The organism is Nonomuraea angiospora, from assembly GCF_014873145.1.
Lineage (GTDB): Bacteria > Actinomycetota > Actinomycetes > Streptosporangiales > Streptosporangiaceae > Nonomuraea > Nonomuraea angiospora.
Genome location: NZ_JADBEK010000001.1, coordinates 12,844,742 through 12,865,738 on the forward strand (window position 1 = coordinate 12,844,742; position 20,997 = coordinate 12,865,738).

Annotated in this window: 11 protein-coding genes; 4 read left to right on the top strand and 7 right to left on the bottom strand. The window is 74.3% G+C overall.

Translation table 11 applies throughout. The features are described from left to right. Nucleotides 1-59: 59 nt before the first annotated feature. From H4W80_RS58875 to H4W80_RS58900, 6 genes are all read right to left on the bottom strand, one after another. On the bottom strand, nt 60-869 hold the full coding sequence (locus H4W80_RS58875) for a Na(+)/H(+) antiporter subunit C (protein ID WP_192792979.1): 810 nt from the start codon (nt 867-869) through the stop codon (nt 60-62). Then, the gene (locus tag H4W80_RS58880; RefSeq protein WP_192792980.1) at nt 866-3,592 is read right to left on the bottom strand and encodes a Na+/H+ antiporter subunit A; all 2,727 of its coding nucleotides are present in this window, start codon (nt 3,590-3,592) and stop codon (nt 866-868) included. The genes H4W80_RS58875 and H4W80_RS58880 overlap by 4 nt, the downstream gene beginning before the upstream one ends. A gap of 138 nt (nt 3,593-3,730) precedes the next feature. Next, on the bottom strand, nt 3,731-5,137 hold the full coding sequence (locus H4W80_RS58885; RefSeq protein WP_192792981.1) for an alpha/beta hydrolase: 1,407 nt from the start codon (nt 5,135-5,137) through the stop codon (nt 3,731-3,733). An 81-nt stretch (nt 5,138-5,218) separates the two neighbouring features. Next, nucleotides 5,219-5,710: a hypothetical protein gene (locus H4W80_RS58890; RefSeq protein WP_192792982.1), complete on the bottom strand. Its 492-nt coding sequence runs from the start codon at nt 5,708-5,710 to the stop codon at nt 5,219-5,221. A gap of 1 nt (nt 5,711) precedes the next feature. Then, complete coding sequence (locus tag H4W80_RS64245) at nt 5,712-10,529, bottom strand: CHAT domain-containing protein (protein WP_192792983.1); 4,818 nt, start codon at nt 10,527-10,529, stop codon at nt 5,712-5,714. Beyond that, a complete protein-coding gene (locus tag H4W80_RS58900; protein ID WP_192792984.1) occupies nt 10,519-11,691 on the bottom strand; it encodes a hypothetical protein in 1,173 nt (390 codons plus the stop codon). Before H4W80_RS58900 ends, H4W80_RS64245 begins: the two co-directional genes overlap by 11 nt. 223 nt (nt 11,692-11,914) lie before the next feature. Between H4W80_RS58900 and H4W80_RS62335 the strand changes: the two genes are divergently transcribed. From H4W80_RS62335 to H4W80_RS58915, 3 genes are read left to right on the top strand one after another with little or no spacing between them, the layout of a single operon-like run. Beyond that, nucleotides 11,915-13,621 (top strand): TIGR02677 family protein, encoded by a 1,707-nt coding sequence (locus H4W80_RS62335; RefSeq protein ID WP_225964289.1) that lies wholly within the window; start codon nt 11,915-11,917, stop codon nt 13,619-13,621. After that, nucleotides 13,618-14,820, top strand: a complete 1,203-nt coding sequence (locus H4W80_RS58910; protein ID WP_192792985.1) for a TIGR02678 family protein — start codon at nt 13,618-13,620, stop codon at nt 14,818-14,820. The genes H4W80_RS62335 and H4W80_RS58910 overlap by 4 nt, the downstream gene beginning before the upstream one ends. Beyond that, the gene (locus H4W80_RS58915) at nt 14,817-18,917 is read left to right on the top strand and encodes a TIGR02680 family protein (RefSeq protein WP_192792986.1); all 4,101 of its coding nucleotides are present in this window, start codon (nt 14,817-14,819) and stop codon (nt 18,915-18,917) included. Before H4W80_RS58910 ends, H4W80_RS58915 begins: the two co-directional genes overlap by 4 nt. On the opposite strand, the gene H4W80_RS58920 is transcribed toward H4W80_RS58915, so the two are convergent. After that, nucleotides 18,918-19,859 carry a carbohydrate kinase family protein gene (locus H4W80_RS58920; protein ID WP_192792987.1) on the bottom strand — a complete coding sequence of 314 codons (942 nt, stop codon included), beginning with the start codon at nt 19,857-19,859 and terminating at the stop codon, nt 18,918-18,920. A gap of 148 nt (nt 19,860-20,007) precedes the next feature. On the opposite strand from H4W80_RS58920, the gene H4W80_RS58925 reads away from it, so the two are divergent. Then, nucleotides 20,008-20,997, top strand: coding sequence for a sugar ABC transporter substrate-binding protein (locus H4W80_RS58925; protein WP_192792988.1), 990 nt, complete (start codon nt 20,008-20,010; stop codon nt 20,995-20,997).

A 20,997-nucleotide genomic window follows, 5' to 3' on the forward strand; every position in this document is an offset into this window, starting at 1 on the left:
TCGGGGCACGCGGCTCTCCACGGTCAGTCCTCGCTTTCCGATCCGGGCGCGCGGCATGGTCAGTCCTCGCCTTCCAGCTCGGGATCCTGCGCGAGGGCCTGCCGCTCCCGCTCCTCCCTGATGGCCGCCCGCATCTGCCTGCGCGCCTCCCGCTGCCGTGCCTTGAGCCTTCGCCGCATCGCCCGCTCCCTGGCCGCCTGCTCCTCCCGGCCCCGCGCGTGCTGCTCGCGCAGCTGCTCGATGCGCTCGGCGTTGTCCAGGGCGGCCGCGTCCTCGCGCCGCCCGGCCTCCTCGAAGCGCAGATGTACTTCCTCCTCCGTCAGCCCCTCCCGCAGCCGCTCGTGCATCCACCGTTCGAGCTCGTCGTGCACCCTGGAGATGCGCTGCTCCAGGTCGGCCTCCTGCAGCCGCTCGCGCTCGGCCTGCTCGGCCGCGAGCTTGGCCAGCTCGGCGCGCTGCTCGGCGACCAGCCGCCGGTAGGCGTCCCGCCGGGCGCGCACGGCGTCGCTCAGCTCGCCGCGCCGGGCGCGCAGCCGTACGCGGCGGTCCTCGGTGTCGTCCTGGACCTCGTCGCTCCCGGACAGCTGCCACGTCCGGTGCGCCAGGGCCAGCAGGAACGCCGTAACCCCCAGGGTGATCACGATCGCGGTGAGCACCATGGCCTGCGGCAGCGGGTCGGCCCGCCCCCGGACGTCCACGAAGGGCGGCCCGCCCGGGTCGCCGCCCGCGGTGACGATCAGCAGGTTGACGCCGTTGCCGAGGAGGACGACGCCGGCCAGCACCCGCACCAGGCTCCGCTCCAGCAGGAGCGTGACCCCGGTGGCGACCATCGCGAAGCAGGCCAGGAAGGGCAGCAGGGTGACGGTCACGTGCTCTCCTGCCGGTCCAGCTCGGCGCCGAGGGAGCGCAGGATGTCCTGGACCATGCCGACGACGGACACGTACACGCCGAGGTCGAACAGCAGCCCCGTGGACACGTGCAGGTGCCCGGCCAGGGGCACGTTCACGTCCACGGCCAGGAGGTCCAGCGCCGCCCGGCCGAACAGCAGCCCGATCAGCGCCGTGCCCGCCGACAGCGTGATCCCGGCGCCCATGAGCACCCCGGCGTGCACCGGTAGCGCGGCGGCCAGCTCGTTCCGCCCGCCCGCCAGGTAGCGCACCGTGATCGCCAGCCCGGCCACGATGCCGCCGGCGAACCCGCCGCCGACCTCGCTGTGCCCGATGAACAGCAGGAACACCGAGAGCACCAGCACGGTGTGGAACGTCAGCCGGGCCACCACCTCGAACGCCAGCGCCCGCTGCCCGCGCGGCAGCGTGGCCGACAGCCAGCGGGAGCGCTCGGCGGGCGGCGTCGTGACCGGCTCGATGTGGTACGACCTGCGCCGCAGGAACACCAGGCTCGTCACGCCCAGGGTCAGCACGACGAGCACCGTGCTCTCGCCCATGGTGTCCCAGGCGCGGACGTCGACGATGAGGGCGCTGACGATGTTCCTGGCGCCGGCCTGCGCGGCGGCCGCCTCCATGCGCGCGCCGATCGGCTCGGCGGTCCGCGCGCCCATCGCCAGCATGGCCGCGCCCGTGACCACCACCCCCACGGCCAGCCCGAGCGCCATCCTGAACGGGAACGGCAGCCGCCCCCTGACCGGGCCGAGCGGCAGCCGCCGCAGCACCAGCGCGAACATGACCAGGCTCACCGTCTCGGCCAGGAACTGGGTGAGCGCCAGGTCGGGGGAGCCGTGCGCGAGGAACAGCAGCGCCGTGCCGTACCCGGTGAGGCCGACGACCAGGGCCAGCAGGATGAACGCGCGGGCGAACAGCGCCAGCACGGCCGCCGCCACCGTCAGGACGGCGACGACGGGCTGCTCGGGGCGCTGCCAGAGGACGACGGGCACGCCGAGGTGGGGCGGGCCGCCGGAGGCGAGGGCGAAGACGCCGACGCCGACCGCGGCCAGCAGGGTGAGCGTCAGGTAGTCCGGCAGGGATCCGCGCTGGATGAAGCCGGTGAGCTGGATGGCGAAGCGGTCGAGCCGCTGCATGAGCGCCCAGAAGACCCGCCCGGAGTCGACCACGTGCAGCGCCGCCCCCGCCCTGGCCACGGGCTCCCTCGCCAGGAACAGCGCCACTCCGGCCGCCACCGACACCGCCGACAGCAGGAGCGGCAGGGTGAAGCCGCCCCACGCCGCCAGATGGACTTCATGCCCTCTAATGCGAAATGTCCCGATATATCCGGAAAAGGTGGAGGCGAACCGTCCGGCGAACGGCGTCAGGACCAGTCCGAGCAGCGACAGCAGCGCGGCAGGCCCGGTCATGGCCGCGGGCATGCGATGCACCTCCCGCTCCGCCACCCCCGGCTTGTCGCAGAACGCGCCCCACAGGAACCGCAGCGTGTACGCCGCCGTCAACGCCGACCCGGCCACCACGCCCGCCAGCACGACCGGCGCGCCCATGAGCGCCTCCAGCGCGGCCTCCTTGCCCGCGAACCCCGCCAGCGGCGGCAGCCCCGCCATGGACGCTCCCGCCAGCACCGCGACCCCGCACACCCACGGCATCGACCGGCCGACCCCGCTCAGCTCGCGCAGGTCCCGGGTGCCGGCCGCGTGATCGACGATGCCCACCACCAGGAACAGCGCGGCCTTGAACAGCGCGTGCGCCAGCAACATGCCCGCACCGGCCAGCGCCGCGCCCCCGTCGCCCGAGCCGAACAGCACCGTGAGGAAGCCGAGCTGGCCGACCGTGCCGTAGGCGAGCAGCCGCTTGAGATCCGTCTCGCGCAGCGCCCGCCACCCGCCCAGCACCATCGTGACCAGGCCGAGCGGCACCGCCACCGCCCGCCAGACCGTCAGGTCCCCGAGCGCGGGGCCGAGCCTGGCCAGCAGGTACACGCCGGCCTTCACCATGGCGGCCGCGTGCAGGTAGGCCGAGACGGGGGTGGGGGCGGCCATGGCGGGCGGCAGCCACATGCTGAACGGGAAGATCGCCGACTTCGACAGCGCGCCGGCCAGGATGAGCACGACGGCGACGGGGGCCACGCGGGGCGGGTGCGCGACGACGTCCGAGACGCGGTACGTGCCCGCGGCCTGCCCGAGCAGGACGAACCCCGCCAGCATGGACAGGCCGCCGAACGTGGTGACCATCAGCGCCTTCATGGCGGCCTGCCTGCTCAGCCTGCTCTCGGGGTCGTACCCGATGAGCAGGTAGGAGAAGACGGTGGTCAGCTCCCAGAAGACGTACAGCAGGAGCAGGTCGTCTGCCGCCACCAGCCCCAGCATCGACCCGGCGAAGCCCGTCATGAAGCAGCCGTAGCGCCCGAGCCCCGGGTCGTCCCGGGAGAAGTAGCGGGAACTGTAGATCATGACCAGCGTGCCCACGCCGGTGACCAGCGACATCATCAGCACGGCGAGCGCGTCGGCGCGGAAGGACAGCTCCAGCCCCAGCACGGGCGCCCACGCCGCGCTCTCGCGCGGGGGCAGCCACAGCAGCACGGCGAGGAAGGCGATGCCCGGGGGAAGGGCGAGCACGGCCAGGGACGTGCGCCTGACCAGCCAGGGAGCGCACACCGCCGCCACCGCGTGCAGGACCAGCAGCGACTCCATGGGCTCCTCGGGAGGGACTTTTCCGGCTACGTCCGCCAATCTCTCCCGGCACGGCACGCGCGCCTCGCAGGCGCGACCGTGGTTGACCCGAACGACACCAGTCCCACACCGTGGTGTGGGACTGGGGGAGCAGGGGGCTCAGGCTTTGCCCGAGCAGGCCCCGGGCCGCGGCGGGACGACCGTGATCAGGTAGCGGTCGATCTGCCTCTCCACGCAGCTCGAACCGCCGCTGTACGCGGTGTGCCCGTCGGCGTCGTTGGTCAGCAGCACGCCCTTCGACAGCTGGGACGCCAGCGCCTTCGCCAGGCCGTACGGCGTGGCCGGGTCGCGGGTCGTGCCCACCACGACGATCGGCGGCGAGCCCTGCGCCCGCACCTTCTTGGTGAACCTGGTGCCCTTGACCGGCCAGTACGGGCAGCGCGACTCGGGGTGGTCGAGGCAGTTGATCGCCATGAGCGCCTCGTACCGGTTGTCGTAGGTGCCGTCGGCCCGCCGGCCGTTGTAGTCGTCGGCGAGCAGCAGCAGCTTCGTGCCGTCGCCCTTGAACGCCTCCGCCAGCGCGACCCGCAGCGTCGGCCAGTAGGCCACCGCGTAGAGGGCGTTCATGACGCCGGTCCGCGCGACGGCCTCGCTGACCTGCCGGCCGTCGTAGGTGTTGCGCAGCGGCGCCCGGTCGGCCCGCTTGTACAGCGCGTCCAGCCGCTTCCAGGCCGCGCCGACGGAGTGCTGCTTGAACGGGCAGTCCTTGGCCTTGAAGCAGTCGCGCATGAACGACTCGGTCGCCACCTGGAAGCCCTTGGCCTGCGACCGGGCGAACTCGACGCCGGTCTGGCCGGGGTTCTCGGCGCCGTCGAGCACCATGGCGCGGATCCTCGTGGGGAACAGGTCGGCGTACCTGGCGCCGAGGTAGGTGCCGTACGACCAGCCCAGGTACGTCAGCCGCCGCTCGCCCAGCGCGGCCCGCATCACGTCCATGTCCCTGGCGGCCTCGCCGGTGCCGACGTGCGCGAGGAGCTGCTTGCCCGCGTTCTTCGCGCAGGCGCCGGCGAACGCCTTGGCCCACTGCTCGGCCTGCTTGACCTCGGTGCGGTTGTCGGGCGTCGGGTCGGTGGCGAACAGCGCGTCGAGGCCGAGCGTGCCGAGGCAGCGCACGGGAGCCGAGGCGCCCACGCCGCGCGGGTCGAAGCTGACCACGTCGAACCGCTGCCTGAGAGAAGGGGACACCATGGTCTTGGCGGCCTTCAACGAATCGACACCGGAGATGCCCGGGCCGCCGAAATTGAGCACGATCGACCCGATCTTCTTTCCGGTGGCGCGCAACCGGACCAGGCTGATCCTGATCTGCCGGCCACCGGGCTTCGAATAGTCGAGCGGGACCCGCAATTTCCCGCATTCATATCCGTTGCCGCAGGAGGACCAGGCCACCCGCTGGCCGTAATAGGCGTCGAGCCCGCCGGGCCCGGTCGCCCGCGCCGGCCCGGCGAGGCCGGCGGCGGCGATCAAGCCGGCGATGGCGGGCGAAATGATGGTGATTAGACGTCGCATGAATAAAACGTGAATGTGAAAGCTTGCGACGGCCTTTAAGGGCGCTGGAATAGATCGTCTGCAAGCGCGAAATCGGCTTGGTCAGGGACTGCCGCCCTGGCCCGGGCCGAGAAACCGCATCACCCATTCCAGCAGCGCGTTCACCCCCTTGCCCCCGCCCCCGACGCTCACCTTGAGATCGAGCTCGCGGTTCTGGCCCTTCTTGACCCTGCGCAGCGTGAGCTGCGGCCGCAGCAGCGCGGCCGACGCGGCGATCACCAGGATGTCCGTCGCGACGTCCGACAGCGGCAGGGTCTGCGACCGGCGGACCTGCGCCACGGCGTCGCCGACCGCCTCGCGCGTCTCCGGCACCGCCTCCAGGATCAGGTCGAGCAGGTCGGCGAGCCGCGCCTCCCGCTCTCCGGAAGCCTCCACCCCGGCCTCCTCGGCCGCCTCCACCAGGAAGTCCCGGTCGCGCGCCACCCGGTCCGCGACCTCCTCCTCGGTGATCGCCGGCTCCTCGGTGTCGTACCGGCTGACCAGGTGCTGCAGCACCTGGGCGAGCTGGGCCTCGCTGAGCCCCTCGAACGTCATCTCATACTCCCGTCAGTTTGAACGCCGCCCAGTGATACATGTGCCTCCAGGCATCCGGACCCTCGGCACGCCACATGTCACGCTGCGCCTCGGCGAAGGCCAGCGCCTTGTCCTGCCCGTCGATGAGCCAACGGATGTAGAAGGTCTCCAGCAGGCGGGTCGACGACTCCAGGTCGACGTCCCACATGGGGGCGAGCACGCTGTCGGCGCCGCTCAGCAGCGCCGCCCTGGTCGGCCCCCAGATGTCGTCGCTCATGGAGGTCACCACCCTGCCGACCGAGCAGGCCTGGAAGGTGAGGTGCGCGGCGGACAGGTGCCCGGACAGCAGCGCGGAGCCGGACAGCACGCCGCCGGACAGCGCCAGCCCCGACTCCATCACCTCGGCGCCCTCCCGGTGGGAGCCGTGGGCCAGGGTGTGGAGCAGGTCCACGCGGGTGGCCGTGGACAGCGCCTCCTCCGGGGTGGCGTCCCGCCCGAACACCCCTTCGGCGCGCGTGGCCGCCCGGCCCAGCACGCCGGTGATCCGCCGGTGGCAGGCCAGGAACGTCTCGTGCTCCTCCTCGCCGCCCGGCACCGTGAGCATCGCGGCCGGCCCGGTGCGCGCCGGTCGCCGGGCCGCGCGCCGGACCAGGTCCTCGGCCACGCCGAGGCTGGGCACGTACGACCAGGCGGGGCAGCGCCCGGTCTCCCACACCAGGGGCAGGACCAGCGCGTGGATCGGGATGTTGTGCCAGGCGCGGTGGGGGGCGACCAGCACGAGCGGGGCGTCGCGCAGCAGCGGCGCGAGCGGGTGCAGGTGCCAGCCCAGCGCCCGCACGGGCTCGATGAGCCGTTCGTCCAGGTCGTAGGGGTGGGCGGGGTCGATGCGGCCGTACAGGCCCGTGCCGGAGAATCCCGCCTGGAGCGCCAGCACGGCCCGGTTGAGCGCGCGGGCCGGGATGGGCAGCCGCATGGTGAGGCTGCGCTCGGGGGTGAGGCAGGTGAGGTAGGTGTGCTCGGCGGTGAGGTAGAACGACACCAGCGCGGCGCCCTCGGGCAGGCGGCGGCGCAGGTCGCCGGTGTGGCCCTCGGGGAAGGCCTCGGCGACGGCCGGCCGCCCGGCGGCCCGGCGCCCGTCCGCGGTGAAGCGGGCCCGCCCGCCGCGCCCGATCGTCCACCGGCGCCTGCGCTCAGGGGGCGCGGGCGGGCGCCGGACCAGCCGCGAGGCCCGCAGGAGCAGCTCGTCGAACTCCTCGGCCGGATACGTCATCGGCTGGTAGGTCACGCTGCCGTCGGGGCGGGTCTCCAGCCCGCTGAGCAGATCGCGGCGGAACCACCGGCTCTTGGCGCTCTCCACCGCCGAGAAGCAGAGCCGGTGGAACATCCTGGCGTCCTCGGAGGCGTTGCCCATCCGGTGGCAGATCTCGTTCAGCCGGGCGGGCACGTCGATCGCCATCCAGCCGGCGTGCGACTCGCCGGGGGCGGGCACGGCGACCCGGCGCTTCTCGGCCAGGAGCTGGACGTTGAGCGCGTGGACCGCCCAGCTCAGGGCCTCGCCGAACGACCCCAGCTCGGTCAGCCTGTCGGCCCTGAGCACTTCGGCGACGCAGGCGCGGTCGCCCGGCCACTGCCGCTCGCCGGCGGCCGCCTCGGCCAGGCAGGCGTCGTACCGCGCGGCCCAGACCTCGTCGAGGCCGGCCAGCTTCCGCAGCGCCGCCAGCCGGAACACGTGCGCGGTGGCCAGCAGCCTCGGCTGGGCCGCCAGGTCCTGACCCGCTATCAGGCGGTCGAGCCGTTCGACCGCCTCGGCGTGCTCTCCCAGGAGGTCGCCGATCCGCGGGCGATACACCTGGACGGCGAGCCGGGCCCACCGGCTGGTCTCCTCCGGCTCCTCCCGCACGAGCAGCTCCGCCGCCTCCAGGTGCAGCCGCGCGGCGGCCACGAGGCGGGCGGCCCGCCCGTCGAGCCCGTCCCGGTAGAGCCCCTCCGGCTCGTGGTCGGCCAGGAGGCTCACGCTGGTGGTGACGTAGTCGAGGTGGAGGTTGCGCCGGGTGACGGACAGCCGGCGCATCTCGCGTTCGACGGGGCCGGCCGGGGCGTCGGCGGGGATGTCCAGCGCCTGGTCGTAGCACCGTAGGGCCGCGTCGAGCAGGCCCTGCGCCTCGTACGCGATCGCGGCCTCGCGCAGCATCTCGCGCTGGACGGTCGGCAGCTCGAAGCGGCCGGCCAGCACGGCGCAGCGCTCCGCCACCCACGCGCTCAGGTCGGGGTGGCCGTTGCGGAGCAGGGCGTCCAGCACGGTGTCGCCGCAGTGCATGCTCGCCATGGCCTGCTCGACGGAGGCGGGCTTGACCAGCCTGATGTGCAGGGAGAAGGCGTGGAAGGCGTCGATGAGCCGGTCCTCGCGGACCGCGGTGAGCGCGTCGGTGCCGTAGTTGCCCGCGTACCACTGCTGGGACCACTCCCAGGCCTCGTCCTTCGCGGTCGCCGCGTCCTCGCCGGGCGGCCAGTCGCGCAGCTCGCCGACGGTCCACGGCTCGCTGTCGTCCGCGCGGTACTGGACGCTGTGCGCGAGCAGGTCGCCCGGCGAGACCCAGTGGTAGGTGAGATCTCCGTGCCGGTACGTGGTCGCCATGGTGAGCACCAGCCGGCCGAACTCCGACGGCGTGAGCGCGGCGGGTCCGCCGGCCGGCAGCGACTCCGGGACCGTGATCCGGTCGTGCAACGGCAGCGGGCTGTCGTTGACCCAGCTCGTCGCGTCGGCGCCGCTCTCGTACATCATGGTGTGGAACAGCTCGACCAGGGCCTCCTCGTCCTGGGCGGTCCGGATCCAGTGGCCGGGACGCGAGGTGACCACGCCGAGCCTGCGCGGGCCCCACGCGAAGTGGCCGGAGATGACGAAGGCCGTCAGGTCGGTCCACTCGACCCGGTACGGCCCGCGCAGCTCGGGCGGATGCCGCGTGTACGCCAGCACCTCGGCGGCCAGCGCCTCGGGACCGGGCGGATCCCCGTCCGGCAGGGGGTAACCGGTGGTGAGGTAGCCGTCGTCCGCCTTCGACAGGATCAGCAGATCGGCGTCCGTCTCCACCTGGTCCCACGCGCCCAGGAAGAACACGGCGTCGGGCCGCTCGGCGGACGGCGGGAGCACCAGGGGCGCGCCAGGCTCGCAGACGATCACGAGGTGCCTGGTCCGGCCCGCGTGCGTGCCGCTCATCACGAAGGCGAGCCGGTCGTCGCCGGGAGGGGCGGTGGCCTCGTGTACGCGTACGTTCGCCTCGTGCAGCCGGATCCGCCCGGCCAGCCGCGTCAGCTCGGGCGAGGAGGCGTCGCCGGTCGCGCGCATCGCCGCGGCGGCCCCGGCCAGGTCGCTCTCCGCGCCGAACGCCTCATAGCGGGCGAAGAGGGTCCAGGCGCGCCAGGCCTGCGCGTTGTCGCGGTCGGGCCCCGGCGAGGCGAGGGCGGCCAGCCGTTCGTGGACCTCGACCGCGTGGTCGAAGTCCGCCCGTCCGGCGTCCGCGTGGTCGCCGTCCGCCTGGCCGGCGTTCGCGGCCAGGAGCAGGCGCAGGTCACTGGCGAGGTTGGCGAGGAACAGCGGATGGTCGCGGTGCTCCTCCGGGGTCGCGGCGAGCGCCCGCTCGTGCAGGCCGATGGCGCTGAGCAGGTCCGCGCGGTCGTCCTGGCGCAGGTAGCGCAGCCGTAACGTGAGGCCGAAGTGGTTGAGCAGGCGGGGCGTCCCGCCGTCCGGGCGGCCGGCGAGGGCCCGTTCCTGCAGCTCGACGGATCGGTCCAGGTCGGCGGGATCGCTCCCGGCCATGGAGCGCAGCCGCAGGGCGTTGCCGAGGTTGGCCAGGAAACCGGGATCGTCCTCGCGGGCCGCGAGCGCCTCCTCGTGCAGCTCGATCGCCCGGTCCAGGTCGGCGCGTTCCTGGGAGAAGCCGTACCTGTCCTGGTAGGCGGTGCCGAGATTGCTCACGTAGTCGGCGCGGTGACGGTGGCCCGGACCCGCGGCCTCCAGCGCCCGGCGCAGGACCCGCAGCGAACGCTCGGCGTCGCCGGTGTCCCCGGTGCTCTCGTAACGCCTGCGCAGGGCATGGCCCACGCCGGTGAGGTAGTGCGGGCGCTCGGCGTGAGAGCGGCCACCCGCGTCGGCCGCGCGCTGCCAGGCGGCGATCGCCTCGTCCAGCGCCAGCGGGTCCCGCGTGCGGGTGTACCTGTCCTCGAGGAGTCTGGCGAGGTCGCGCAGGAGGCCGGGCCGCCACTCGTGGGAGCGCGGCAGCCGGGTCACCGCCTCGGCCAGCAGGGACTCGGCCCGCTCCAGGTCCGCCGGATCCCGTGGCGCCTGCCTGAGGATCGTGGCGAGGACCGCGCGGGCCTCGGGGTCGTCCAGGGCCGCCTCGGCGGCGGCCCGCGCCCGGTCCAGGTCGGCGTCCTCGCCCTCGGCCTGATGGCGCAGGTACAGGGTGGAGGCCAGCTCCCGCTGGACGCGTACGTCGCCGGCCGGGGCCCGCTCCAGCGCCGCCACCGCCCGGTCGAGGTCGGCGGGGTCCCGGGTGATCCGCACGGCGCGCTCGCGCCAGGCGACGCCCACGTTGCGCGACCTCTTGGCGTCGCGGGCCAGGCCGAGAAGCCTGTCGGCGACGGACGCCGCCGGGTCAGGGGCGCCTTCCACCACGTGGACGGCGGCGTCGAGCGCGTCAGGGTCGCCTTCCACCACGTGGACGGCGGCGTCGAGCGCGTCGGGGTCGCTCTCCACCAGGCGGACGGCGGCGTCGAGGGCGTCAGGGTCGCCCTTCCTGACCACGCGGGACAGCAGGCCGGCGAGCCTCGGATCATCCGGCACGCGTCCACCTCCATTTGCGGGGCCCGCGACCCCGGCCGGGCGGCGGGGGGTGCTCGGGCCGCTCGGGGTCATCGGGCGCGGCCTCCACCACGGTGGCGTGCGCCAGTTCGTCCAGGCGGGCCCGCACCAGGGGCAGGTACGGGTTGTCGTCGGCGGCGCCTTCCAGCACGGCCGCCAGCGCCCGCTCGGCCTCGGCCAGGGCCGCCGGATCCCCGGTGCGGTCGAAGCACAGCCCGAGCGCGGCGGCCAGCGAGAGGGCGTGCAGCGGCGCGGCCCGGCGAGCGGGATCGGTGGTGCGGACCGCCTCCCGGCCCGCCTCCAGGGCCTGTGCCAGGACGGACGGCTCGGGCGCGAGCTCGTAGCGGCTCAGCAGCGCGATGACGAGGTTGTGCAGGCAGCCGGGCCGGGCGGGGTCGCCGTCGCCGCAGGCCCGCACCGCGGCGCGGCCGGCCTGCTCGGAGGCCGTCAGCTCGGCCTCGTCGCCGTCGCGGTTGTAACGTTCCCACCGGAACAGGCCGAGCCTCGACAGCAGGACGGCGCGGCCCGGCCAGTCGTCCGCCATGACCGCGGCGGCCCGGCCGGCCGCCTCGATCGCGGCGTCCAGGGCGCCGTCGTGGCCGTCGCCGTGGAGCAGGTGGTGGACGCTCGCCAGGGCCGACAGCACGGGCGCGCATCCGGGATGGCGGTCGGGCAGCATGGCGGCGGCCACGCGTAACGGCAGGACCAGGGACTGCGCCAGGCCGTGGCCGGCGGCCGCCTCGGCCACCTCCGCGATCTCCGCGGCCGGCGTCTCGAGGAGGTTGAGCCGGCCCGCCTCCTCGGTCGGCCCGGCGAGCCGGCTCCAGACCACCTCGGGGACGAGCGACCTGTCCGCCCGGAACGGCCGGACGAACAGGAGGAGGGCGGCCTCGTCGTGGACCGTGTCCGAGGGCGGGACCGTGAGATGCCGCTTCCAGTGCAGCCGCCCGGCCGCGGCGAGCGCGGTGTCGTCCCACGCGCCGGCCAGGCCGGCCGCGGTGCGCTCGCGCACCGCGTCGATCAGGAGGGCGGCCTCCTCGGTGGCGGCGTCGGAGAAGACGCCGGAGGGGTCGCCGGTGTCCTCGAAGGCGGCCAGGCGCGACCGGAGGGAGTCGAGGACATGATCGAGCCCGGGTTCGCCCATGCGCCGCCCTTCACAAGGTAATCGCATGGTAGCGCTCAGACGCCGGATCGCGCCGATCTCGCGTCAGGCGCGGGGACGTGTCATACCGAACCCGGCCATCCCGGCTCCCGTTCCCCTGCGAGCGCCGTCCCCTCGGTGATCTGCGCGCAAACCGGGGCCGGGTCGCGGGGGCTTCCCGCTACGGTTGCGCGCGTGGGAATCGTGCGGCGAGGGGAGCGGGGCGATGGCTGAGCCGCCACGGGTGCCGCCGGAGATGTTCAGGTTCGCCACCACCGATCGGGCAGACCTGAACACCGCGGTCCTGTACGCCTTCGGCGAGGCCGGCGAGCGGCTGGAGACGGCGCTCACCGTGGAGGCGGTGCGGGAGCGGCTGCGGGCGGTGGGCTGGTACGCGCCGGTCGGAGAGCAGGAGCTGACCGCGACGCTCAGGCAGCTCGCGGGGTGGGGGCTGCTCGACGTCATCTTCAATCACGCCGGGAGCTTCGCCACCGCCGAGGAGTACGAGCGCAAGAACCTGCAGTACGCGCTGACCAGGCGGGGCGAGGCGGCCTTCGCCGGCGTGCAGCACGCGACGGCGGTGCTGGCCTCCGGCGGCGCGCTCCAGACCGCGGTGCTCGACGCCATCGCCCACCGGCTGAAGGAGCTGGAGTCGCTGCTGCGCGACCCGGACCCCGGGCGCAACCGGCGGATCTTCGCGAGCCTGCGGGAGCTCGAAGGCCACCTCGACGGGCTGCGTGACAACACCAGGCAGTTCAACGGCGAGCTGCAGCGGCTGCTGCGCGTCGAAGGGTCCGACCTCACCACGTTCCACGAGGTCAAGGGCGCCACCGTGGCCTACCTGCAAGAGTTCGTGAGCAATCTGGAGCAGCGCGGCGACACCATCGCCGCCGCCCTGCGCGCGGTGGCCGGGCACGGGGTCGCCGTGCTGCACGCGCGGGCGCTCGACGGGGCCGGCCTGCCGAAGATGCCGGGCGCGGATCACGCCACGCCGTGGCTGGCGGCGCGGGCGGCCAGGTGGGAGGCCCTGTGCCGGTGGTTCGCGCCCGAGGACGGGCCGGACGGCAGGCTGGGCGACGGGCCGGAAGGCAGGCTGGGCGACGGGTTGGGCGACGGGCTGGGCGGCGGGCTGGATGACGGGCTGGGCGGCGGGCTGGTTGACGGCGGGCTGGGCGACGGCGGGGTGCCGCGGATCCGCCGGCTCCATGACGTGGCGCGGCGGGCCATCGTCTCGCTGCTGCAGGTGCTCGACCGGATCACCGACTCCCGCCGCCGCTCCTCCAGCGCCGCCGCCGACTTCCGCACGCTGGCCCGCTGGTTCGCCGGCGCCCCGAGCGAGGACGACGCCCACCGGTTGTGGGACGCGGCGTTCGGGCTGGGCCCCGCCCGGCACGCGCACCTGGGGCACGCGGACGCGGAGCTGATCCCGGCCGGGGTGCCGTGGCGGGAGGCCGAGCCCGTGGAGGTGTCGGCGCTGTTGCGCTCGCGCGGGCGCACCGAGCGGATGGGCCGCACCGGCAAGGTGCGCGACGTCGTCGCCCTGCGGGCCGAACGCCAGGAGCGGGCCGGGAAGGAGCGGGCCGAGCTGGAGGCCGCCTGGTCGGCGCTGGCCACCGCCGGGGCGACCCGGCTGTCGCAGCTGGGGGAGCTCGACCACGACACGTTCGGGCGCCTGCTCGACCTGCTCGGCAGGGCCCTGGCCGAGCTGCCCGACTCGACCGGGTTCCGGCGGGCCGTGACCTCGGACGGGCGGGTGGAGATCGTGCTGCGGGCCCCGGAGGACGGCGCGGTGGCGGTGCTGCGCACGTCGGAGGGCTGGTTCCGCGGCCCCGACTACCTCATCGACGTGCGCTCGCCGGGGCTCGCCCGGCCCTGTCCCAACGGCGGCGCGGGCGGTGCCCCCGTCTACCACGAGCGGGCGGCGGGCGAATGAGCAGCCTGGCCAACCAGCTCGTCAGGGCCGAGAAGGAGGAGATCGCGCGGGCGATCAGGACCCTGCTCGGCCGGCCGCTCGTGTCCCTGCACGACGACGCCGCCGCCTTCGACCTGATCAGGAAGCGGCGGCAGCCGCTGATCCAGTGGTTCGACTACTTCTGCGGCTGGCGGCTGGTGGTGGAGCCGCGCCAGGGCTACGCCCGCCTCGTCAAGGTCAGATCCGAGGCGAGCGCCACCCGGCCCGCCCGGCGCCGCCGCACCACCAGGGCCCCGTTCGACCGCCGCCGCTACACGCTGCTCTGCCTCTGCGCCGCCGAGCTGCTCACCTCGCCGGTCACCACGATCGGCATGCTCGCCCAGCGCGTGGTCCAGGCCGCCGCCGTGGAGGCGGGGGTGCCCGCGTTCGACCCGGTCAGGAGCGAGGAACGGGCCGCGTTCGTGGACGTGCTCAAACAGCTGGAGCACTACGGCGCGATCACGGCCATGGACGGCGCGACCGACTCCTACCTCGACGACGAGGACGCCAAGGTGCTCTACCGCGTCGACACCACCCGCGTGATCAGGCTCCTCGCCGCCCCTGTGCCCCCGTCCCGCATCGCCGCCGACGAGCCGATGGAGCGGGTGCTCGGCACGCTCACCTCCGAGCCGCGCTACGGCGGCGACGAGCCGACCGAGACCCAGCGCAACCTGTGGGCCAGGCACTCCCTCATCCGCCGCCTCCTCGACGAGCCCGTCGTCTACCGCGACGAGCTGACCCCCGAGCAGTCGGCCTACGCCGCCTCCCTCGCCGGTCGCCAGATCATCCGCCGCGCGGCGGAGGAGGCCGGGTTCGTGCTGGAGGAGCGGGCCGAGGGCTTCCTGCTCATCGACGCCGACGCCACCGCCACGGACACCAAGTTCCCCGACGACGGCAGCCACGCCAAGGTGGCCGCCCTGCTCATGCTCGACCTGCTCGTCTCCGCCGGCCCCGTCCGGGCCGCCCGGGTCGACGCCGAGGCCGCGGAGCTGCTGCGCCGCTTCCCGCAGTGGGCCAAGGCGTACCAGTCCGACGGCGGCGGGCCGCGGCTGGCCGCCGACGCGCTGGAGGTGCTCGAACTGTTCGGGCTGGCCCGCCGCACGGGTGACCGGGTCGCCGCCCTGCCTGCCGCGGCCCGCTACCGGGTCGACCGCGGCACGGCCGTCCAGGAGGATTCATGACAGTCACGGAGCTCACCGCCGCACTCACCACCGGCACGCGTGCCGCGCAGGGCATGGACGCCCGCTGGGTCCCCGTACGCGCGGGGATCCTGAACGTGTGGCGCTACTACGACGAGGTGTTCGAGTTCCACCGGGGCAGGCTGCTGCTGCGCGGGCCCAACGGCAGCGGCAAGTCCAAGGTGCTGGAGCTGCTGCTCCCGTACGTGCTCGACGCCAGCCTCAAGCCGAGCAGGCTGTCCACGTTCGGCGGCACCGAGCGCACCATGCACTGGAACCTCATGGGCGACGGCGCCAGCGGCACCACCCGGGTCGGCTACGTGTGGCTGGAATTCCGGCACGCCGACGGGCGCTGGTTCACCTGCGGCGCCCGGCTCCAGGCCACCGTCCACACCAAGAACGTCACCGCCGCGTACTTCACGACCGAGGCCCGCGTCGACGCCCCCGACGGCATCCGGCTCACCGGCGAGAGCGGCCAGCCCCTGACCAGGGCCCAGCTCGCCGAGGAGCTCGGCACGTCGGGCCGGGTCCACGAGTCCGCCGACGCCTACCGCGCCGTCGTGCGCCAGACGCTCTACCGGGCGCTCAACGAGCAGCGCTACGACTCGCTCCTCACCGCCCTGCGCCAGCTGCGCACCCCCAAGCTCTCCGAACGCCTCGACCCGGGCCTGCTGTCCGACCTGCTGTCGAGCGCCCTGCCACCGCTCGGCGAGGGGGAGATCCACGAGATCGCCGAGGGGTTCGAGCGGCTCGACCGGCAGCGCGAGGAGCTGCGCCTGCTCGACCGCGACGTGGAGGAGGCCGACCGGCTGGCCGGCCGCCAGCGCGGCTACGCGCAGCGCGTCCTGCGCGCCGCCGCGGCTGCCGTGATCTCCGCGGGCCACACCCTCGACTCGCTGGCGGCCGAGGCCAAGGCCAAGCGCGAGGCGCTCAAGGAGGTCGAGGGAGAGCTGAACGCCACGACCGTGCGGCTCGGGGAGGAGGAGGCGCAGGAGCTGGCGCTGGCGGCGCAGATCGAGGGGCTCAAGGAGAGCGAGGCGTACCGGGCGGGGTCCGAGCTGCACCGGCTCCGCATGGAGGCGCAGGCCGCCCACGAGACGGCCGCCCTGCTCCGCGACCAGGCGGGGGCGGCGGCCCGCTCGGCCGCCACCAGGCAGGAGCTGTCGGCGCTGGCCGAGGCCGCCGCCCGCACCGCCGCCGCGCTCTCGGAACGTTCCAGGACGGAGGCCCGCCACGCGGCCGAACGCGCCGGGCTGCTGGCCGCCCACGAGGAGTCCGAGCGGGCCGGATCTGACTGGGCCGGATCCGGCCAGGAGCCGGACGAGGGCGACCAGGGCGACTCGGGCCTCCGCGGCGCCGACGGCGCGCACGCCGTCCACCGGGCGCGGGAGCTGCTGCGGGCCGCCGTCACCAGCCGCGCCGCCCAGATCCGGGAGGTGCGCGCCGGAGCCGTCGAGCACCAGGAGGCCATCAACCGCCGCACGGCGGCCGAGCAGGACCGCGACCGCGCCCGCGACGACCTGGCCGCCGCCCAGGCCGCCCACGACGAGGCCGAGCGCCTGCGCGACGAGCGGGCCGCCAACCTGGCCGCCGCCCTGTCCGAATGGGCGGCCGGCTGCGCGCAGCTCAAGCTCGACGCGGCCGGCCTGGCGGGCCTGGCGGAGCGGTTCGAGCAGGCCGACGAGCTGGTGGTCGCCGCCCGTACGACGGCGGCCGTCAAGCTGGCCGCCCGCGAGCAGCACCTGACCGGCCTGCGCGACAAGCTGCTGGCCGAGCGCGGCGAGCTGACCCGCGAACGCGAACGCCTCAACGACCGGACCGTCCTCGAACCGCCCGCCACGCGCGCCCGCGACATGGCCGCCAGGAAGAGCCGCCCGGGAGCCCCGTTGTGGCGGGCCGTGGCGTTCAGGTCGGGCCTCGACCCCGTCGCGCAGGCGGGCGTCGAGGCGGCGCTGGAGGCGGCGGGCCTGCTGGACCTGTGGCTGCGCCCGGACGGCGGGTTCGACGCGGGGGAGCACGACGCGTACGCCGTGGCCGCGCTGGCCAGGCCCGCGCCCGGCTACAGCCTGGCCCACGTGCTGCTCACGGAGGCGGACTCCCCGGTCAAGGCCGACACGGTGCTGGCGGGCATCGCGTTCGCGCCCAGCGCGATCGGCGTCGACCACCCCGCGGTCGTCGGCGCCGACGGCACCTGGCGGCTCGGACCCGCCGCGGGCCGCTGGGTCAAGCCCGAGCCCTCCTACATCGGCGCCACCGCCCGCGAGCGCGCCAGGCGCCGCCGCGTCGCCGAGCTGGACGACCGGCTCGGCGAGCTCGCGGGCACGGTCGCCGAGTGCGACCACCTGCTCGCCGTGGTCGACGCCGACCGCGACACGCTGGCCGCCGAGCTGCGGCGCCGGCCCGACCGGCGGCCGTACGCGGACGCGCTCGACGCGCTCGACGGGGCGGTGAAGAAGGTCGCGCTGCTGGAGGACCAGCTCCGGGCCTACGAGCAGCGCCTGCACGAGCGGGAGAGGGAGGTCGGCAGGACGCTGCGGCGGCTCACCGAGCTGGCGGCCGGCCACGCCCTGCCCACCGCGCCGCCCGCGCTCGACAACCTCGAGGAGGCCCTGCGCACCGCCGAGACGACCGGCACCGCCTGGCACGACCGGCGCGCCGACGCCCGCGCCGCCGCGGAGCGCGCCCGGCACGCCGCCGAGACCGCCGCCGAATACCAGGACCTCGCCGTCAGGGCCGTCGAACGCGCCGAGGACGCCGCGGCGGGCGCCGTCACGCTGGCGGAGAAGCTCGCGGCCGTCGAGTCCACGGTCGGCGCCGAGCACCTGCGCGTGCTGGAGCGGCTGCAGGAGACGCAGGCCGCGTACCAGACCTGCCGCCGCCTCATCCGCTCGGTCAACGACGACCTGGCCCGGCTGCACGCCCGGCTCGGCGAGCTCAGGGGCGAGCTCGGCACGGCCGAGGACAAGCACGCCGAGGCGGGGCGGGTGCGGGACGAGGTGTCCGAACGCTTCCGCGCCCTGGCGGCCGGGCACCTGGCGGCGGACGCGCGGGTGACGGCCGAGCTGGCGCGCGACGCCGGGGCGCGGGCCGTGCTGGTCTCGGCCAGGGCCGTCGCCGAGCAGCTCGCGGCGGTGCCGTACGAGCAGAAGAACGTCAAGGAGGCGGAGGCGCGGCTGCTGGACGCCTTCCACCACGCCAGGGAGGTCCTCGCCGACCGGGCGGACCTGGAGCTGACGCCCGACGAGGACGTCCAGCTGCTGACCGCGACCGTGGCCGGTGTCCGGGCGGGGGCCTCCGCGCTCAGCGAGGCGCTGCGCGAGGAGCGCGACGAGCGGCGCTCGGACATCACGGAGGCGGAGCGGGACCTGTTCGACCGGACGCTGGCCGGTGACACGCGGCGGCATCTCGCCGACCGGATCAGGCAGGCGACCGCGCTGGTGGAGGGCATGAACCAGCGCCTCGAACGCGTCCGCACCGCCTCCCGGGTGGCCGTCCGGCTGGTGTGGCAGGTCGATCCGACGCAGTCGCCCGGCACCCGGGCCGCCCGCGACCTGCTGCTGCGCGACCCGGCCGGGCTGGACGAGGCCGACAGGGAGGCCCTGTACGCCTTCTTCAGGGACCGGGTGGAGGAGGCGCGGGCCGACAACTCCTCGGCGAGCTGGGAGGACCAGCTCATGAAGGTGCTCGACTACACGGCCTGGCACCGGTTCGTGGTCAGGCTGGACCGCGGCGACGGGCAGGGCTGGCAGGACCTCACCAGGAAGCTGCACGGGGCGCTGTCCGGAGGGGAGAAGGCGATCGCGCTGCACCTGCCGCTGTTCGCCGCGGTGGCCGCGCACTACCAGAGCGACCCGGGCTGTCCCCGGTTCATCCTGCTGGACGAGGTGTTCGTGGGGGTGGACAGGACGAACCGGGGGCAGGTGTTCGACCTGCTGGTGAACCTGGGGCTGGACCTGGTGCTCACGTCCGACCACGAGTGGTGCGAATACCGCGAGCTCGACGGGATCGCCGTCCACCAGCTCATCACCGGCGACGGGGACGACGCGGTGACGACCGCCCGCTTCGTCTGGAACGGCTACCGGACGCTCCCGGCGGAATGATCACACGCTCCAGGGCGGGTTGGCGCCCGCGACCGAGCACGTCAGCGCCGCCACCCTGACCGCGAACTCGGCCGCCTCGACCGCCGTCCCGAGATCCAGGCCGTCCAGGCGACCGCCCAGGAGGTCCTTGGCGGCGAGGCTGTGCAGCAGGCCCGCCGTGAAGGAGTCGCCCGCGCCGACCGTGTCCACCACGTCCACCTCCGGCGCCGGCACCGACGCCCGCTCGCCGTCCAGGGAGACCAGCGCGCCCGCCGCGCCCCTCGTGACGACGATCAGCCGGGCTCCGGCGGCGTGCCAGGTGTCGCAGGCGCGTTCGATGGGCACGCCGGGCAGCAGGAAGTCGAGGTCGTCCGCGCTGAGCTTGAGGATGTCGGTCCACTCGCACCAGCGCGACACCGGGTAGTCGGCCAGGGAGGCGAGGCTGGGGCGGACGTTCGGGTCGATCGAGATCGTGGCGCGGCCGGCGGCCTCCCGCGCGAACGCCTCCACCGCCGCCCGGCCCGGCTCCCTGGCCAGGGCCAGCGATCCGGTGTGCAGGCAGGCGACCGGCCCGAGGCGGTCCAGGTCCAGCTCGTACGGGGTCCACTGCCAGTCGGCGGTGCCCTCGGCGTAGAAGGTGTACTCGGCCTGGCCGCGCGCGTCGAGGGCGGCGACGGCGAGCGTGCCGGCCTCCTTGGCGTCGACGGAGGCCGAGAGGTCCACGCCCGAGGAGGCGAGGTGGCGGCGGAACAGCTCGCCGAACACGTCGCCGGACAGGCGGCCGAGGAAGCGCGTGGGGGTCCCGAGCCGGGCCAGCGCCACCGCCGTGTTCGCGGGCCCGCCACCCGGCAGCACCCGCAACCCCAGCTCCACCGCCTCCCCGCCGTTCTCGGCCTGGGGGCGGTCGGCGGGGGAGCGGGTGGTGAAGCCGTCGGCGACGCACTCACCCAGGACAGCGATCATCGAGCTTGCCTTTCAGGCACGTTGCCGATTTGTTACGGCAGGGGGGCATTGACGTTTCTCGGATGGGAGTCCATCATCGCAGCACAGCGGATGTCAACGTTGACATATGTCAACGATGACATCGGATCCCCCCTGATAGGAACCGCCCATGAATGCAAAGATTTCGGCCGGACTCCTGGTCACCGCCCTTCTCGTCACCGGATGTGGCGGCGGGGGCGGAGGCGGGCAGAGCTCCTCCGCGACGCCCAAGGTCGGCCTCATCACCAAGACCGAGACGAACCCGTTCTTCGTGAAGATGAAGGAGGGCGCCCAGAAGTCGGCCCAGGCCAACGGCATGGAGCTGATGACCGCCGCCGGCAAGTTCGACGGAGACAACGCCTCCCAGATCACCGCGATCGAGAACATGGTCGCCGCCGGTGTGAAGGGCATCCTCATCACGCCGAGCGACACCAAGGCCATCGTGCCCGCCATCAAGAAGGCCCGCGACGCGGGCGTGCTCGTCATCGCCCTGGACACGCCGACGGAGCCGCAGGACGCCACGGACGCGCTGTTCGCCACCGACAACCTCAAGGCCGGCGAGCTGATCGGCCAGTACGCCAAGGCCGCCATGGCCGGCAAGCCCGCCAAGATCGCCACCCTCGACCTGGCCCCCGGCATCACCGTCGGCCAGCTCCGGCACGACGGCTTCCTGAAGGGGTACGGGATCGCGGAGGGCGACCCGTCCGTCGTCTGCAGTCAGGACACCAGGGGCGATCAGGCCAAGGGACAGACCGCCATGGAGAACTGCCTGCAGAAGGCCCCCGACATCAACCTCGTCTACACGATCAACGAGCCCGCGGCCCTGGGCGCGTACACGGCGCTGAAGGCCAAGGGCCGCGAGAAGGACGTGCTGATCGTCTCCGTGGACGGCGGCTGCACCGGCACCAAGGCCGTGAAGTCGGGCGAGATCGCCGCCACGAGCCAGCAGTACCCGCTGAAGATGGCCGAGGACGGCGTCAAGGCGGTGTCGGAGTTCGCCAAGACCGGCAAGAAGACCTCCGGCTACACCGACACCGGCGTCACCTTGATCACCGACAAGTCCGTCTCCGGCGTCGAGGCCAAGGACACGGCCTTCGGCCTGGCCAACTGCTGGGGCTGA